Origin of the sequence: Kitasatospora sp. NPDC056651, from assembly GCF_042792155.1 — a bacterium.
Lineage (GTDB): Bacteria > Actinomycetota > Actinomycetes > Streptomycetales > Streptomycetaceae > Kitasatospora.
On sequence record NZ_JBHTWX010000006.1, the window covers coordinates 8,232 to 26,002 of the forward strand.

The following is a 17,771-nucleotide window of genomic DNA, read 5'->3' on the forward strand; positions in this document are numbered from 1 at the left end:
GTCCGACCCGTTTTCCGAGAGGCTGAACACCGCAATGGCGACCGAGGAAGAGCTCCGCGAGTATCTCAAGCGTGCCACCGGCAATCTGGCCCGGGCCAAGCAACGCCTGCGCGAGGCCGAGGCCGACCGGCACGAGCCGGTCGTCATCGTCGGCATGGCCTGCCGCTACCCCGGCGGAGTCACCTCGCCCGAGGACCTCTGGCGCCTGGTCGCCGACGGCACCGACGCCATCGGCGACTTCCCCACCGACCGCGGCTGGCACCTCGACGACCTCTACGACCCCGACCCGGACCGGACCGGGACGAGTTACACCCGGCACGGCGGCTTCCTCCACGACGCCGCCGACTTCGACCCCGAGTTCTTCGGCCTGAGCCCCCGCGAGGCCCTGGCCACCGACCCCCAACAGCGCCTCCTCCTGGAAGTGGCCTGGGAGGCCTTCGAACGGGCGGGCATCGTCCCCGAGACCCTGCACGGCAGCCGTACGGGCGTGTTCGCCGGCGTCATGTACAACGACTACGCATCACGTCTGGCGCCCGCGCCCAAGTCCTTCGAGGGCTACCTCGGCTCCGGCAGCGCGGGCAGTGTGGCCTCGGGCCGGGTGGCCTACACCCTCGGCCTGGAGGGCCCGGCCGTCACCGTCGACACGGCCTGCTCCTCCTCACTCGTCGCCATCCACCTGGCCGCCCAAGCACTGCGGAGCGGCGAGTGCACGCTCGCACTCGCGGGCGGCGTGACCGTCATGGCCACCCCCAACACCTTCGTCGAGTTCAGCCGCCAGCGCGGCCTGTCCCCCGACGGCCGCTGCAAGGCCTTCTCCGCCCACGCCGACGGCACCGGCTGGAGCGAAGGCGCCGGCCTCGTCCTCCTGGAGAAACTCTCCGACGCCCGGCGCAACGGACACCCGGTGCTGGCCGTCATCCGCGGCAGCGCGATCAACCAGGACGGCGCCAGCAGTCAGATGACGGCGCCCAACGGGCCCGCGCAGCAGCGCCTGGTCCGGCAGGCGCTCGCGAGCGCCCGCCTGGAACCCGCCGACGTCGACGCCGTCGAAGCCCACGGCACCGGCACCACCCTCGGCGACCCCATCGAAGCCCAAGCCCTCCTCGCCACCTACGGCCGCAACCGACCCGCCGACCACCCCCTGCACCTCGGCTCCCTCAAATCCAACATCGGCCACACCCAAGCCGCAGCAGGCGTCGCCGGCGTCATCAAAATGGTCATGGCCATGGAACACGGCACCCTCCCGCGAACCCTCCACGCCGACGAACCCAGCCCCCACATCGACTGGACCACCGGCCACGTCACCCTCCTCACCGACCCCCTCCCCTGGACCACCCCCGACCACCGACCCCGACGCGCCGCCGTCTCCTCCTTCGGCATCAGCGGCACCAACGCCCACCTCATCCTCGAACAACCCCAGGACCGGACCGCCGACACCGAACCACCCCACGACGAACCGGCCCACGACGAACCGGCCCCCGCGAACGTCATCCCCTGGGTGCTCTCCGGCCGCACCGAAACAGCACTGCGCGCCCAGGCGAAACGGCTGCACGAGCGGCTGACGGAGCTTCCGGAGGTCTCCGCCGCGGAGGCCGGCCGCGCCCTGGTGGAGACGCGCACCCAATTCCCGTACCGCGCCGCGGTGGTGGGCGCCGACCGCACGACACTGCTGGACGGGCTGGCGGCCCTGGCGTCGGGCTCCGGCGCGGTGCGGGGCGTCGCGTCCGCACCGGGAAAGCTGGCCTTCCTCTTCGCGGGCCAGGGCAGCCAGCGGCCGGGGATGGGCCGGGAGCTGTACGCCGAGTTCCCCGCGTTCGCCGCCGCCTTCGACGAGGCGTGTGCCGCGTTCGACGCTCTGGGGGTGCCGCTGCGCGAGGCGATGGCGGACGAGACGGTCCACCGCACGGAGTTCGCGCAGCCGGCCCTGTTCGCGATCGAGCTGGCGCTGTTCCGGCTGTGGGAGTCCTGGGGGGTGCGGCCGGACGTCGTGGCCGGGCACTCGGTCGGCGAGCTGACGGCGGCCCACGTGGCCGGTGTGCTCTCCCTCGGCGACGCCGCGCGCCTGGTGGCGGAGCGGGGCCGGCTGATGCAGGCACTGCCGTCCGGCGGTGCGATGCTCGCGGTCCGGGCGCCGGAGGAGCGGGTGCTGCCGCTGCTGGCCGGGCTGGAGGATTCGGTCGCGCTGGCGGCGGTGAACGGCCCGGAGTCGACGGTGGTCTCCGGTGACGCCGAAGCGGTCGCCTCGATCGCCGCCCAACTCGACGAACTGGGCGTCAGGACTCGTCGCCTGACGGTCAGTCATGCCTTCCATTCGCCGCACATGGAAGCGATGCTGGACGACTTCCGGGCCGTCGCGCGGAGCCTCGAATTCCACGCTCCGAGGATCGAGCTCGTCTCCACCCTGACGGGGCGCGCGGCCACCGCCGAGGAGCTGGCCTCCGCCGACCACTGGGCCGCCCACGCGCGGGAGGCGGTGCGCTTCCACGCCGCGGTGCGCACGCTCCGGGCCGAGGGGGTCACCGCCTGCGTCGAGCTCGGCCCGGACTCGACCCTCACCGCGCTGGCCCGGTCGGACGCCGGGAGCGCGCTGGTGTGCGCCGCGTCGCTGCGCGAGGGCCTCGGCGAGCCGCAGGCCGCGCTGACCGCGCTCGCGCAGCTGCACGTCCGGGGCGCCGTGGCGGTGGACTGGCGGGCGGTGTTCGGCCCCGGCGGCGCCTCCGTGGACCTTCCGACGTACGCCTTCCAGCGTGAGCGGCACTGGCTGGAGACACCGGCCGGACGGGGCGACCTGGGCGCGGTGGGGCTGGCGGAGGCCGAGCACCCGCTGCTGGGTGCGGCAGTGGAACTGGCCGACGACCAGGGGCACCTGTTCACGGGCCGGCTGTCCCTGGCGGCCTTCCCCTGGCTGGCCGACCACGCGGTGCTGGGCACGACCCTGCTGCCCGGCACGGCGATGGTGGAGCTGGCGCTCCTGGCGGGAGTGCGGCTCGGCCTGCCCGCGGTCGAGGACCTGACGCTGGAGGCCCCGCTGCGGCTCGACGGCGCCGACCGGGACGTCCAGCTGGTCGTCGGCGCGCGGGACACGGCCGGGAAGCGGCCCGTGCGGCTGTACTCCCGTACGGAGGAGGGCGCCGAGTGGCTCCGGCACGCCGTCGGAACCCTGGCCGCCGCCCCGCTCGACACCGTCACGGACGCCTCGGGCTCCGCCGCTTCCTGGCCACCCGCCGGGTCGACGCCGATCGACACGGACGGCCTCTACGAGCGCCTCGCCGGGCACGGCTACGAGTACGGCCCGGCGTTCCGGTGCCTGCGCGCGGCCTGGCGGCACGGCGAGGACCTCTACGCCGAGGTCCGGCTCCCGCAGGGCGCGACGGGCGCCGACCCGGGGGCCGACGGCCCGCTGTTCACCGTCCACCCCGCGCTGCTCGACGCGGCGTTGCACGTGCTGGCCCTGGAGTCGCTGCCGGAGCGGGGCGCGAGCGCCGGCTTCCGGCTGCCGTTCGCGTGGGGCGACGTGCGACTGTTCGCCACGGGGGCCGAGGAGCTGCGCGTCCGGCTGTCGCAGGTCGCGCCCGACACCGTGGCGCTCGCGGTCTCCGACGGGGCCGGGGCCCCGCTGCTGTCCGTCGGGTCCCTGTCGGTGCGGCCCGTGGAGGCGGGCCTGCTCGCCGCCGCCCCGGCCGCCCGCGACGGCCTCTTCGGCATCGACTGGACACCCCTTCGGGTTCCCGCCGTGGCGTCCGCCGTCGCGCCGGCGATCCTCGGCGACGACCCGTCGGGCCCGGCCGGGCCCGGCCGCTACGCGCGCCTGGCCGACCTCCCCGCGAACGCCCCGGTCGTCGTGGCGCAGTTCACCGGGACGCCCTGGACATCCGAGACACCCGGGACACCCGGGACACCCGGAGAGGACGTCCCCGGGACGGTGCACCGGGCCGCCGCCGAGATGCTGGAGACCGTCCAGGAGTGGCTGGCCGACGAGCGCTCCGTCACCGCCCGCCTGGCCGTCGTGACGTGCGGCGCGGTGGCGGCCGGCCCGGACGACCAGGTGCGCGATCCGGCCGGCGCCGCCCTGTGGGGTCTGCTGCGCTCGGCCCAGACCGAGCACCCGGGACGGCTGCAGATCGTCGACGTCGACCGCACCGAGGCGTCCCGTACGGCGCTGGCGGCGGCACTGGCCAGCGGGGAGCCGCAGTTCGCCCTGCGCGACGGCGCCGCCTCCGTCCCCCGCCTCGTGCGGATCGACGGCCGGACGGCCGGGCTGGCCCTGCCCGCCGGTGCCGACGACTGGCGTCTGGACGTCACCGCCAAGGGCACGCTGGAGAACCTGGCCCTGCTGCCGACCTCCCGGGAGCCGCTCGGGCCGGGGCAGGTGCGGATCGCGGTGCGGGCCGCCGGGGTGAACTTCCGCGACGTGCTGATCGCCCTGGGCATGTACCCGGGCGAGGAGGCGCTGATCGGCGGCGAGGCGGCCGGTGTGGTGACCGAGGTCGCCCCCGACGTCACCCGCTTCGCGCCCGGCGACCGCGCCTTCGGACTGTTCCCCGGCAGCGCCGGGACGTTCGCGGTCACCGACGAGCGGATGGCCGCGCCGATGCCCGAGAACCTGACCTTCGCCCAGGCCGCCGTGCTTCCGGTCGTCTTCCTGACGGCGTACTACGGACTACGGGACCTCGCCGACATCCAACCCGGACAACGCCTGCTCGTCCACACCGCCACCGGCGGCGTCGGCATGGCCGCCGTCCAACTCGCCCACCACTGGGGCATCGACGTCTACACCACCGCCAACCCCACCAAATGGCCCACCCTCCACGCCATGGGACTCGACCACGACCACATCGCCTCCTCCCGCACCCTCGACTTCGAACAACACTTCCTCACCACCACCGACGGCCACGGCATGGACGTCATCCTCAACTCCCTCGCCGGAGACTTCACCGACGCCTCCCTCCGCCTCCTCCCCCACGGCGGCCACTTCCTCGACATGGGCAAAACCGACCCCCGCGACCCCCACACCATCACCACCACCCACCCCGGCACCACCTACACCCCCTTCGACCTCCAAACCGACACCACCCCCGACCGCATCCAGGAAATCCTCACCGAACTCCTCACCCACTTCACCCAACGCCACCTCCACCCCCACCCCCTCACCACCTGGGACATCCGCCAAGCCCCCCAAGCCCTCCGCCACCTCCAACAAGCCCGCCACACCGGCAAGATCGCCCTCACCCTCCCCACCCCCCACAACCCCGACGGCACCATCCTCATCACCGGCGGCACCGGCACCCTCGCCACCCTCACCGCCCACCACCTCATCACCCACCACGGCGCCCGCCACCTCCACCTCGTCAGCCGAACCGGCCCCCACACCGACAACGCCCACCAACTCCACACCCAACTCACCGCCCTCGGCGCCCACATCACCATCACCGCCTGCGACACCACCGACCCCCACGCCCTCACCGACCTCCTCACCACCATCCCCCACCAACACCCCCTCACCGCCGTCATCCACACCGCCGGCACCCTCGACGACGCGATCATCGAGAACCTCACGCCCGAACGCCTGCGGCAGGTCCTGCTGCCCAAGGTGGACGCGGCCTGGAACCTGCACGAGCTGACCCGCACGGCGGACCTGTCCGCCTTCGTCCTCTTCTCCTCGATCGCCGGCACCCTCGGCAACGCCGGACAGGCCAACTACGCGACGGGCAACGCCTTCCTCGACGCCCTCGCCCAGCACCGCCACGCCCAGGGGCTGCCGGGCGCCTCCCTCGCCTGGGGCCTGTGGGACCGGGCCAGCGGCATGACGGGCACCCTGGACGAGGCCGAGCGCACCCGGATCGGCCGGACCGGCGTCGCCCCGATGGCAGCGGAGGAGGCCCTGGAGCTACTGGACCTGGCGCTCGGCTCGGGGCGGGCCGTGACGGTCCCGGCGCTCCTGGACCCGGCGGCGCTGCGCCGCCAGGCCGACGAGGGCACCCTGCCGGCGCTGCTGGGCTCCCTGGTGCGGCCCGGGCTGCCGCGCGCCGCCGCCCGCCGTACCGGTGCCGACGAGCGCTCGCCGCTCGCGGGGCTCGCCGGGCTCACCGCCGACGAGCGGGAGCGGGCCGTGCTGGACCTGGTGCGTGCCCAGGCCGCCGTCGTGCTCGGACACTCCGCGCCCGAGTCCATCGACGTCGACCGCCCGTTCAACGAGATCGGCTTCGACTCGCTGACCTCGGTCGAGCTGCGGAACCGGATGGGCGCGGCGACGGGCCTGCGCCTGTCGGCGACCCTGGCCTTCGACCACCCCACCCCCGTCGCCCTGGCCGGGCACGTGCTGGAACTGCTCGGCGACCGTACCGCCCCGGCCACCGCCGGACCCGTCGCACCGGCGGCGGCCGGGGCGGCGGACGAGCCGATCGCGGTGGTGGCGATGAGCTGCCGCTACCCGGGCGGCGTCACCTCCCCCGAGGACCTGTGGCGGCTGGTGGCCGACGGCACCGACGCCATCGGGGAGTTCCCCGGCGACCGCGGCTGGGACGTCGAGGGCCTCTACCACCCCGAGATCGGCACACCGGGCAGGACCTACACCCGGCACGGCGGGTTCCTCCACGAGGCGCCCCTGTTCGACGCCGAGTTCTTCGGCATCAGCCCGCGCGAGGCCACCGCCATGGACCCGCAGCAGCGGCTGCTGCTGGAGACCGCCTGGGAGGCGTTCGAGCGCGCGGGCATCGATCCGGCGGCGCTGCGCGGCAGCGACACCGGGGTGTTCGCGGGGACCAGCTCGCAGGACTACACGGCGCTGCTGGACGCCGCACCCGAGGAGGCCGGCGGCTACCGGCTGACCGGCAGCTCGGCGAGCATCATCTCCGGCCGCGTCGCCTACACCTTCGGGCTGGAGGGTCCGGCGGTCAGCATCGACACCGCCTGCTCGTCGTCGCTGGTGGCCATCCACCTCGCGACGCAGGCGCTGCGCCGGGGCGAGTGCTCACTCGCGCTGGCCGGCGGCGCGTCCGTCCTGGCCACACCGACCCTCTTCGTCGAGTTCAGCCGCCAGCGCGGACTGTCCCCCGACGGCCGCTGCAAGGCCTTCTCCGCCGACGCGGACGGCACCAGCTGGGGTGAGGGCGTGGGTCTGGTCCTCCTGGAGCGGCTCTCCGACGCGCTCCGCAACGGCCGCCGGATCCTGGGGGTGATCCGCGGCAGCGCGGTCAACCAGGACGGCGCCAGCAACGGGCTGACCGCGCCCAACGGGCCGTCCCAGGAGCGGGTGATCCGCCAGGCGCTCGCCGACGCCCGCCTCACCCCCGCCGACGTGGACGCCGTCGAGGCGCACGGCACCGGCACCACCCTGGGCGACCCCATCGAGGCCCGGGCCGTCCTCGCCACCTACGGGCGGGAGCGCGACCGGGAACTGCCGGTGCACCTGGGGTCGGTGAAGTCCAACATCGGCCACACCCAGGCCGCCGCCGGTGTCGCGGGCGTCATCAAGATGGTCATGGCCATGCGCCACGGCGTCCTCCCGCCGACCCTGCACGCCGACGAGCCCACCCCGCACGCCGACTGGAGCACCGGCACCGTCCGCCTGGTCACCGAGACCACGCCCTGGCCCACGACCGGTCGGCCCCGCCGCGCCGCGGTCTCCTCCTTCGGCATGAGCGGCACCAACGCCCACCTGGTGCTGGAGGCGGCCCCGGAGCCGGCGGCCGCGGTGGACCCGGACGCGCGGAACTCCGGTGACCCGGTGGTGCCCTGGCTGCTGAGCGGGCGTTCCCCCGGGGCACTGCGGGAGCAGGCACGGCGGTTGCTGGCCTGGACCGACGCGGCCCCGGACGCCGGGGCCCGGGACGTCGCCCACGCCCTGGCCACGACCCGTGCCGCCTTCGAGCACCGCGCGGTGCTCGTCGGGGCGGACCGGGAGGAGCTGCGCACCGCCCTCGACGCCCTCGCCCAGGGCTCGCCCGCGCCGCGGTTGACCCAGGGCACGGCCGGGACCGGCCACCGGACGGTCTTCGTCTTCCCCGGCCAGGGCTCCCAGTGGGAGGGAATGGCCCTGGAGTTGCTGGAGACGTCGGAGGTCTTCCGGGAGCGGATGCGCGAGTGCGCCGAGGCCCTCGCCCCGCACACCGGCTGGGACCTCTTCGACCTCCTGCACGGCAGGCCGGGCGCGCCCGCCATGGACACCGCCGACACCATCCAGCCCGCCCTGTTCGCGGTGATGGTCTCGCTGGCGGCCCTGTGGCGCTCGTACGGCGTCGAACCGGCCGCGGTCATCGGCCACTCCCAGGGCGAGATCGCCGCGGCGTGCGTCGCGGGCGCGCTCTCCCTCCAGGACGCGGCCCTGGTGGTCGCCCTGCGCAGCCGGGCGCTCGACGCCCTGCGCGGCCGCGGCGGCATGCTGTCGGTACCGCTGCCGCACCGCGAGGTGGCGGACCTGCTCGGGCGCTGGGCGGACCGGCTGTCCGTCGCGGCCGTCAACGGCCCGCGCTCGACGGTGGTCTCCGGTGACACCGGGGCCCTGGCGGAGCTGCACGCGCACTGCACCGCCGAGGGCGTGCGCAGCAAGGTGATCCCCGTCGACTACGCCTCGCACTGCGCCCACGTCGAGGCCGTCCGGGAACGGCTGGCCGAGGTGCTGGCCCCCGTCTCGCCGCGCTCCGCCGAGGTCCCCTTCTACTCCACCGTCACCGGTGGCCTCGTCGACACCGCGACGCTGGACGCCGGGTACTGGTACCGCAACCTCCGCCGGACCGTCCGGTTCGAGGAGACCGTCGGTGTCCTCGTCGCGGCCGGGCACCGCGCCTTCGTCGAGGTCAGCCCCCACCCGGTGCTGACCACGAGCCTCCAGGAAACGCTGGAGGAGCTGGACCTCCCGCAGGACGCCGTGGTCGTCGGCACCCTGCGCCGCGGCGAGGGCGGCCCGGCCCGGATGCTCACCGCGCTGGCCGCGGCACACACCCGGGGCCTGGCCGTGGACTGGTCCCCGGCCCTGCCGGACGCCCCGCGCGACGGCGTGGACCTGCCGACCTACGCCTTCCAGCGGCACCGCCACTGGCTGGCGGTGGCACCGCCGCCGGCGGACGCCGCGCAGCTGGGGCTGCGGCCGACCGGTCACCCGCTGCTGGGGGCCGCTCTGCCGCTGGCCGGCAGCGAGGGTCTCGTCGTCACCGGCAGCCTGTCCCGGCGGACCCGGCCCTGGCTGGCCGACCACGCGGTGACCGGCACCACCCTGCTGCCGGGTACCGCCTTCGTGGAGCTGGCCCTGCACGCCGCCGGCGAGGCGGGCCACACCCACGTCGAGGAACTGACCGTGTCGGCACCGCTGTTGCTGTCGGAGGAGACGGTGCACCTCCAGGTGACCGTCGACCCACCGGACGGGGCGGGACTGCGGCCCTTCCACATCCACTCCCGGCCCGGCGACGCCGACGCGGACCTCCCCTGGACCAGGAACGCCACCGGCACCCTGGGCACGGCGGCACGGCCCGCCCGGGAGCAGGCCCTGACCGTCTGGCCGCCCGCCGGGGCGACCCCGGTGGACCTCGACGGGCACTACGAGGGCCTGGCCGCCCTGGGGTACGAGTACGGCCCGGCGTTCCGCTGCCTGCGCGCGGCCTGGCGGCACGGCGAGGACCTGTACGCCGAAGTCGGCCTGGCGCGGGAGCAGTCGGCGGAGGCGGGCTCCTTCGGCCTGCATCCGGCGCTGCTGGACGCCGCGCTGCACGCCCTCGCACTGGACGGCTCCCGCGCCGAGGAGGGCGCCGTGCGGCTCCCGTTCGCCTGGAGCGGTGTGCGGTTGCACGCCCGTGGCGCCGGGGCGCTGCGGGTCCGGCTGTCGCCCGCGGGCACCGACGCGGTGGCGCTGACCGTGGCCGACGCCGCCGGGCAGCCGGTGGCATCGGTGGAGTCGCTGGTCCTGCGGCCGCTCTCGCCCGGGCAGTTGTCGGCGGACGCGCGGTCCGACGCGATGTTCGTCGTCGAGTGGACCGCCGTACCGGAGCCGGACCGGGACGACGCGCCGTGGGCCGTGCTCGGGTCGCCCGCCCTGGCCACGGCCCTGGACGCCGCACCGCACCCGGACCTGCGCTCCCTGGCGGGCGAGGTGCCCCCGGTGGTGGCCGTCGAGTGCCGCACGGAGTCCTGGGACGACCTCGCCGGGGCGACCCGGGAGGCGACGCTGCGCGCCCTGGACCTGGTCCGGACGTGGCTGGCCGACGAGCGGTTCGCCTCGTCACGGCTGGTCGTCCTCACCCGGGGCGCGGTGGCCGCCGGGGAGGGCGACCGGGTCGGCGACCCCGCGCACGCCGCCGTCTGGGGTCTGCTGCGGACGGCGCAGTCCGAGAACCCGGGGCGCTTCGTGCTCGTCGACCTCGACGGCCGGGACGGCTCGGCCCGGCAGGTCCGGGCTGCGGCGGCCACCGGCGAGCTGCAACTGGCCGTCCGCGACGGCGCGTTGCGTGCCGCCCGGCTGGTACGGCCGAAGCCGGCCGGCGGTCTGACGCTGCCGGCGGAACCCTGGCGGCTGCGGAGCGCGGGGAAGGGCACGCTGGACGGCCTCGCCGCGACGGCCTGCCCTCAGGAGCCGCTCGGGCCGGGGCAGGTGCGGATCGCGGTGCGGGCCGCCGGCGTGAACTTCCGCGACGTGCTGATCGCCCTGGGCATGTACCCCGACGACGACACGCCGATCGGCGGCGAGGCGGCCGGCGTGGTGACCGAGGTCGCCCCCGACGTCACCCGCCTCGCGCCCGGCGACCGGGTGTTCGGACTGTTCCCCGGGGCCGCCGCGACCTTCGCCGACACCGACCACCGCATGGTGGCCCGGGTGCCCGAGGGGTGGACGTTCGCCGAGGCGGCCGTGGTGCCCGTGGTGTTCCTGACGGCGTACTACGGACTACGGGACCTCGCCGACATCCAACCCGGACAACGCCTGCTCGTCCACACCGCCACCGGCGGCGTCGGCATGGCCGCCGTCCAACTCGCCCACCACTGGGGCATCGACGTCTACACCACCGCCAACCCCACCAAATGGCCCACCCTCCACGCCATGGGACTCGACCACGACCACATCGCCTCCTCCCGCACCCTCGACTTCGAACAACACTTCCTCACCACCACCGACGGCCACGGCATGGACGTCATCCTCAACTCCCTCGCCGGAGACTTCACCGACGCCTCCCTCCGCCTCCTCCCCCACGGCGGCCACTTCCTCGACATGGGCAAAACCGACCCCCGCGACCCCCACACCATCACCACCACCCACCCCGGCACCACCTACACCCCCTTCGACCTCCAAACCGACACCACCCCCGACCGCATCCAGGAAATCCTCACCGAACTCCTCACCCTCTTCACCCAAGGCCACCTCCACCCCCTCCCCCTCACCACCTGGGACATCCGCCAAGCCCCCCAAGCCCTCCGCCACCTCCAACAAGCCCGCCACACCGGCAAGATCGCCCTCACCCTCCCCACCCCCCTCAACCCCGACGGCACCATCCTCATCACCGGCGGCACCGGCACCCTCGCCACCCTCACCGCCCACCACCTCATCACCCACCACGGCGCCCGCCACCTCCACCTCGTCAGCCGAACCGGCCCCCACACCGACAACGCCCACCAACTCCACACCCAACTCACCGCCCTCGGCGCCCACATCACCATCACCGCCTGCGACACCACCGACCCCCACGCCCTCACCGACCTCCTCACCACCATCCCCCACCAACACCCCCTCACCGCCGTCATCCACACCGCCGGCACCCTCGACGACGCCGTCGTCACCGACCTGACCGAGGCCCAGGTGGACCGGGTCCTCGGCCCCAAGGTGGACGGGGCCGTGGTCCTGGACGAGCTGACCCGCACGGCGGACCTGTCCGCCTTCGTGCTCTTCTCCTCGGCCGCCGCCACGGTCGGCGCTCCGGGCCAGGGCAACTACGCCGCGGCCAACGCCTTCCTCGACGCCCTCGCCCAGCGGCGGCGCCGCGCGGGCCTGCCCGCCGTGTCGATGGCCTGGGGCCTGTGGGAGCGGCGTTCCGGGATGACCGCCCACCTGGACGGCGCCGACCTGGGCCGGATGGCGCGCGGCGGCATGGTCCCGCTCACCGCTCAGGACGGCCTCGCCCTGTTCGACCGGGCCCTCGGCGGCGCCGAGCCGGTCGTCGTACCCGCCCGGCTCGACCTGGCCGCCCTCCGGGAGCGGGCCGAGTCGGGCACCCTGCCGGCGGTGCTGGGGAGCGTCCTGCGGGCCCCGGTCCGCCGGGCGGCCGCGGCGGAGGGGGCGGCGCGGCCCGACTCCTGGGAGCGCCGGCTGCTCGCCCTCCCGGCGGGCGAACGGGAGGGGGCGCTGCTCGGCCTGGTGCGCGGGCAGGCGGCGGCGGTGCTCGGGCACGCCACGCCGGACACTGTGGACGCCGCGCGCCTCTTCAAGGAGAGCGGTTTCGACTCCCTGACCGCCGTCGAGTTCCGCAACCGGCTGGTCGCCGCGACCGGGCTGCGGCTGCCCGCGACCCTGGTCTTCGACCACCCCACGCCCGAGGCACTGGCCCGTCACCTGCGGGAGGTGCTGCTCCCCGGCGAGCCCGCCGCCGCGGACACGGCGCTCGCCGAACTGGCCGGTGTGGAAGCCGTGCTGAGCGGTGCCGCCGAGACGGACGAGTCCGTCCGGCGGGAGATCGTCCGACGGCTGGAGGACCTGGTGGCCGCCTGGGGCCGGCCGCGGGGGGAGCGGGCCGCCGCCCGGCCGGCCGACTCCCGGCGGATCGCCGAGGCCTCGCCCGAGGAGATCTTCGCCCTGATCGACGACGGCCTCGGCCGGGCGGCGGGCCGCTGATGTCGCACCGACCGACCGACGCCGACGAGGAGAGGCCCACGATGTCCGACGAAGAGAAGCTGCTCGACTACCTCAAGTGGGTGACGGCCGACCTCCAGGAGACCCGGGAGAAGCTGCGGGCGGCCGAGGAGGCGGCCGGCGAGCCGATCGCGATCGTCGCGATGAGCTGCCGCTACCCGGGTGACGTCCGCACCCCCGAGGACCTGTGGCGGCTCCTGGAGGCGGGGACCGACGCCGTCTCGGGCTTCCCCGTCAACCGGGGCTGGGACCTCGCCTCCCTGTGCCACCCCGACCCCGACCGCCCGGGGACGACCTACGCCTCCGGCGGGGGGTTCCTGCACGACGCGGGCGACTTCGGCGCCGAGTTCTTCGGCATCAGCCCGCGCGAGGCCACCGCCATGGACCCGCAGCAGCGGCTGCTGCTGGAGACCGCCTGGGAGGCGTTCGAAGGGGCGGGCATCGTCCCCGGGACCCTGCGCGGCAGCCGGACCGGCGTCTTCGTGGGGGTGGCGGACATGCGCTACGCGCCGCACCCGCACGAGGCGCCCGAGGAGTTCGAGGGCCAGCTGATGACCGGCACGTCGAGCAGCGTCGCCTCCGGCCGGATCTCCTTCACCTTCGGGCTGGAGGGTCCGGCGGTGACGCTGGACACCGCGTGCTCGTCCTCGCTGGTCGCCGTCCACCTGGCCGTCCAGGCGCTGCGCGGCGGCGAGTGCGCGCTCGCGCTCGCGGGCGGTGCCACGGTGATGGCCACGCCCAACACCCTCGTCGAGTTCAGCCGCCAGCGGGGGCTGTCCCCCGACGGCCGCTGCCGGGCGTTCTCGGCCGATGCCGACGGGACCGGGCTGGCCGAGGGCGCGGGCCTGGTCCTGCTGGAGCGCCTGTCGGACGCCCGGCGCAATGGCCGCCGGATCCTCGCGGTCGTCCGCGGCAGCGCGGTCAACCAGGACGGCATGAGCAACGGTCTCACGGCCCCGAGCGGGCCCGCGCAGGAGCGGGTGATCCGTCAGGCCCTGGCCAACGCCCGCCTCACCCCCGCCGACGTGGACGCCGTCGAGGCGCACGGCACCGGCACGGCCCTGGGCGACCCGATCGAGGCCCGGGCCGTCCTGGCCGCCTACGGGCGCGGCCGGCCCGCCGGACGGCCGCTGCGGCTCGGCTCGCTCAAGTCCAACGTCGGCCACACCCAGGCCGCGGCGGGCGTCGGCGGCGTCATCAAGATGGTGCTGGCCATGCACCACGGCGTGCTGCCGAAGACCCTGCACCTGAGCGAGCCCACCCCGCACGTCGACTGGTCGTCGGGGGCCGTCTCGTTGCTCACCGAGGCCGCGCCGTGGGGGGCGGCCCCGGGCCGCCCCCGCCGGGCGGCCGTCTCCTCCTTCGGGATCAGCGGCACCAACGCCCACCTCGTGCTGGAGGAGCCGCCCGCCGCGGAGCAGCCACCCGCCGCGGAGCAGCCACCCGCCACGGAGGAGCCGGCGGCCGGGAGGACCGCGCCGGAGGGGCCGCTGCCGTGGGTGCTGTCGGCCCGCACCCGCGCCTCCGTACGGGCCCAGGCCCGGCGGCTGCACCGTCACCTGCTCCAGCACCCGGAGGCCGGGGCGGCGGACGTCGGCCTGTCGCTGGCGACCACCCGGACTCACTTCCCGCACCGCGCCGCGGTCGTGGGGCGGAACCGCGAGGAGCTGATGGCCGCCCTGGCGGACCTCGCTCGGGACCGCGGCGCGTCCGGGCTGGTGCGCGGCACGGCGGCCGGGGCGGGCGGGACCGCGTTCCTCTTCACCGGTCAGGGCAGCCAGCGGCTGGGCATGGGGGCCGAACTGGGCCAGGCCTTCCCGGTCTTCGCGAAGGCGTTCGGCGAGGTCTGCGACCACCTGGACGTGCACCTGGAACGTCCGCTGCGCGAGGTCGTGTTCGCCGCGCCGGACAGCCCGGAGGCGGCGCTGCTGCACCGTACCGGCTACGCCCAGCCCGCGCTGTTCGCCCTGGAGACGGCGCTGTACCGGCTGCTGCGGAACTGGGGGATCACACCCGGCCGGCTCGCCGGGCACTCCGTCGGCGAGCTGACCGCCGCGCACGTGGCCGGGGTCCTCGACCTGCCGGACGCGGCCGCCCTGGTGGCCGCCCGGGCGCGGCTGATGGACGCGCTGCCCGAAGGGGGAGCCATGATCGCCGTGGAGGCCGAGGAAGCGGAGGTCCTGCCGCTGCTGGCCGACTGCGCGGACGTCCTCGGCATCGCCGCCGTCAACGGCCCCCGGGCGCTGGTGCTGTCCGGGGAGCGGGAGGCGGCCGAGCGGGTCGCCCGCTCCTTCGCCGAGAAGGGGCGCCGGACCACCGCGCTCCGGGTCAGCCACGCCTTCCACTCGCCGCTCATGGAGCCCGCGTTGGCGGATTTCCGGGCGGTCGCGGCGACCCTGGCCTACCACCCGCCGACGGTCCCGGTCGTCTCGCTGGTCACCGGCCGCCCGGCCACCGCCGAGGAGCTGGGCTCACCCGACTACTGGGCCGGGCAGATCCGCGCGACCGTACGCTTCCACGACGGCGTCCGCCACCTGAAGGACGCGGGCGTGTCCACCTGCCTCGAACTCGGCCCGGACGCCGTGCTGACCTCCCTGGCGCAGCTGAGCCTGCCCGCCGGCGGGACGGTGTGCGCACCGGTGCTCCTCAAGGGCCGGCCCGAGGCCCCGCGCGCGCTGGACGCCCTCGCCCGGGCCTGGGCCAACGGTGCGGAGGTGGACTGGGAGGCCGTCCTCCCCGGCGCGCGGCGCGTCGCCCTGCCGCCCTACGCCTTCCCCCGGCGGCGCTACTGGCTGGAGTCGGCCGCCGTCCGGGGCGCGCGCCGTACGAGCGGGGGCGAAGCCGAGTTCTGGAACGCGGTGACGGGCGGTGACCTGGAGGCGCTGGCGGAACGCCTGGACCTGGACGACGGCCGCCGGGCCGCGCTGGGCGAGGTGCTGCCCGCCCTGTCCGCCTGGTGGAACCGCCGGGCCCCACACGCCCCGGACGGGGCGGCCGAGCCGCCCCGGGTCCTGGAGGACGCCGACAAGCGGCGGCGGCTGGCCGAGTCCCTCGCCGGCTCCTCCCCCGAGGAGCAGGAGCGCGTCCTGCTGGACATCATCCGCACCCACGCCGCCGCCGTGCTCGGACACGACGCGCCGGACGCCGTCCGGGCCGAAGTCCCCTTCCAGGACGCCGGCTTCTCCTCCTTCACCGCCCTCGACCTGCGCAACCGGCTGTGCGAGGCCACCGGGCTGCTGCTGGAACCGGTCGTGGTCTACGACCACCCGGATCCCGTGGCCCTCGCCCGGTACCTGCGCACCGTACTCGACCCTCCGCACCCCAAGGAGTCACCCGCATGACGACGAACGAGACCCGGCGACCGGTGGTGGTCTGCGGCGCCGGCCCGACCGGCCTGATGCTGGCCGCCGAACTGCGGCTCGCGGGCGTGGAGGTGGTGGTCCTGGAGAGGCGTCCGGGGTTCACCGACGACCGCGAGTCGCGCGCGCCGGGGGTGTACGCGCGGACGATCGAGATCTGGGAGCAGCGCGGGATCCTCGACCGGTTCACCGGCAGCCGCACGGGCCGCTACAGCCACTTCGCGCTGCTTCCGGTCGCCATCGACCTCGGCCGGCTCGACAGCCCGCACGCGGTGCTGCTGCTGCCCCAGGCGCGCATCGAGCGGGTGCTCGCCGAGTGGGCGCGGGAGCTGGGCGCCGAGGTGCGGCGCGGCCACGAGGTGACGGGGCTGCGCCAGGACGCCGACGGCGTGGATCTGGAGGTGACGGGCCCGGACGGCCGGTACCGGCTCCGGGGCGCCTACGCCGTCGGCTGCGACGGCGGCCGCAGCACGGTCAGGTCGCTGCTCGACGTCGAGTTCCCCGGGACCGACGCCACGGCGGATGTCCTGCTGGCCGACGTCTCCGGGATGAGCCGGGACCTCCCCGGGCTGCGGCAGCGGCCCTTCCCCTTCGTGCGGAGCGAGCGCGGCTGGCTCGCGGTCTCCGCCGTCGCGGTCTCGACCGCGGGCGAGGACGTCCTGCGGTTCATCGTCGGCGATCGCAGCCGGCCGCCGGTGCGGCGGGCCGCGGCGCCGACCTTCGAGGAGGTCTGCGAGAGCGTCGCCGCCGTCGCCGGCATCGACCTGTCGGGCGCGACGCCGCAGTGGCTGAGCCGGTTCGGCAACACCACCCGGCAGGCGGCGCGCTACCGCGTCGGCCGGGTGCTGCTGGCCGGTGACGCGGCGCACGTGCACCCGCCGTTCGGCGGTCAGGGGCTCAACCTGGGGGTGCACGACGCGGTGAACCTCGGCTGGAAGATCGCGGCCGTGGTCGGCGGCCGGGCGCCCGCGGGCCTGCTGGACAGCTACCAGCGGGAGCGCCATCCGGCCGCGGCCCGCGTGCTGCTCAACACCCGGGCGCAGAACGTCCTGATGACCGCGGGACCGGACATCGACGCACTGCGCACGGTCGTCGCGGAGAGCCTGGAGTCGGTCGAGGTGAACGACCGGCTGGCCGGGGAGCTCAGCGCCGTCGACGTGCGCTACGACCTCGGCGGTGAACACCCGCTCGTGGGCAGGCGGATGCCGCACCGCGAGCTGACCGCTCCGGACGGCTCCACGTACGGCAGCCCGCGCCTGCTGGAGCGGGCGCGCGGGGTGCTGCTCGACCTGGCGGACGTGCCCGCGCTGAAGGCCGTCGCCGACGGCTGGGCGGACCGGGTGGACGTCGTCACCGCCGCCTGTCCCCGGGCCGCGGCCGACGACCTGTCCGCCGTGCTGATCAGGCCGGACGGACACGTCGCCTGGGTCGCGCCACAGGACCGCGCGCCCGACCCCCGGGAGCTGGAGGCGGCCCTGCGCCGCTGGTTCGGGGACGCGTCCGCGGGACCGGACGGCCGCTGAGCCCCTCCCGCCGGCCTGCCCCCCCCCCCGCGGTCCCCCCGAAGCCCCCCACGCCCCCTTGCGTCC

General features: G+C 75.5%; 3 protein-coding genes. All 3 read left to right on the top strand.

The features are described from left to right. The first annotated feature begins 34 nt into the window (after positions 1-34). From ACFRAR_RS04690 to ACFRAR_RS04700, 3 genes are read left to right on the top strand one after another with little or no spacing between them, the layout of a single operon-like run. Positions 35-12,805, top strand: coding sequence for an SDR family NAD(P)-dependent oxidoreductase (locus tag ACFRAR_RS04690; RefSeq protein ID WP_380694755.1), 12,771 nt, complete (start codon positions 35-37; stop codon positions 12,803-12,805). 41 nt (positions 12,806-12,846) lie between these two features. Beyond that, entirely contained in the window at positions 12,847-16,164 is a 3,318-nt protein-coding gene (locus ACFRAR_RS04695) for a type I polyketide synthase (protein WP_380694757.1), read from the top strand. Further along, the gene (locus tag ACFRAR_RS04700; RefSeq protein WP_380694759.1) at positions 16,161-17,705 is read left to right on the top strand and encodes an FAD-dependent monooxygenase; all 1,545 of its coding nucleotides are present in this window, start codon (positions 16,161-16,163) and stop codon (positions 17,703-17,705) included. The genes ACFRAR_RS04695 and ACFRAR_RS04700 overlap by 4 nt, the downstream gene beginning before the upstream one ends. Positions 17,706-17,771 lie beyond the last annotated feature (66 nt).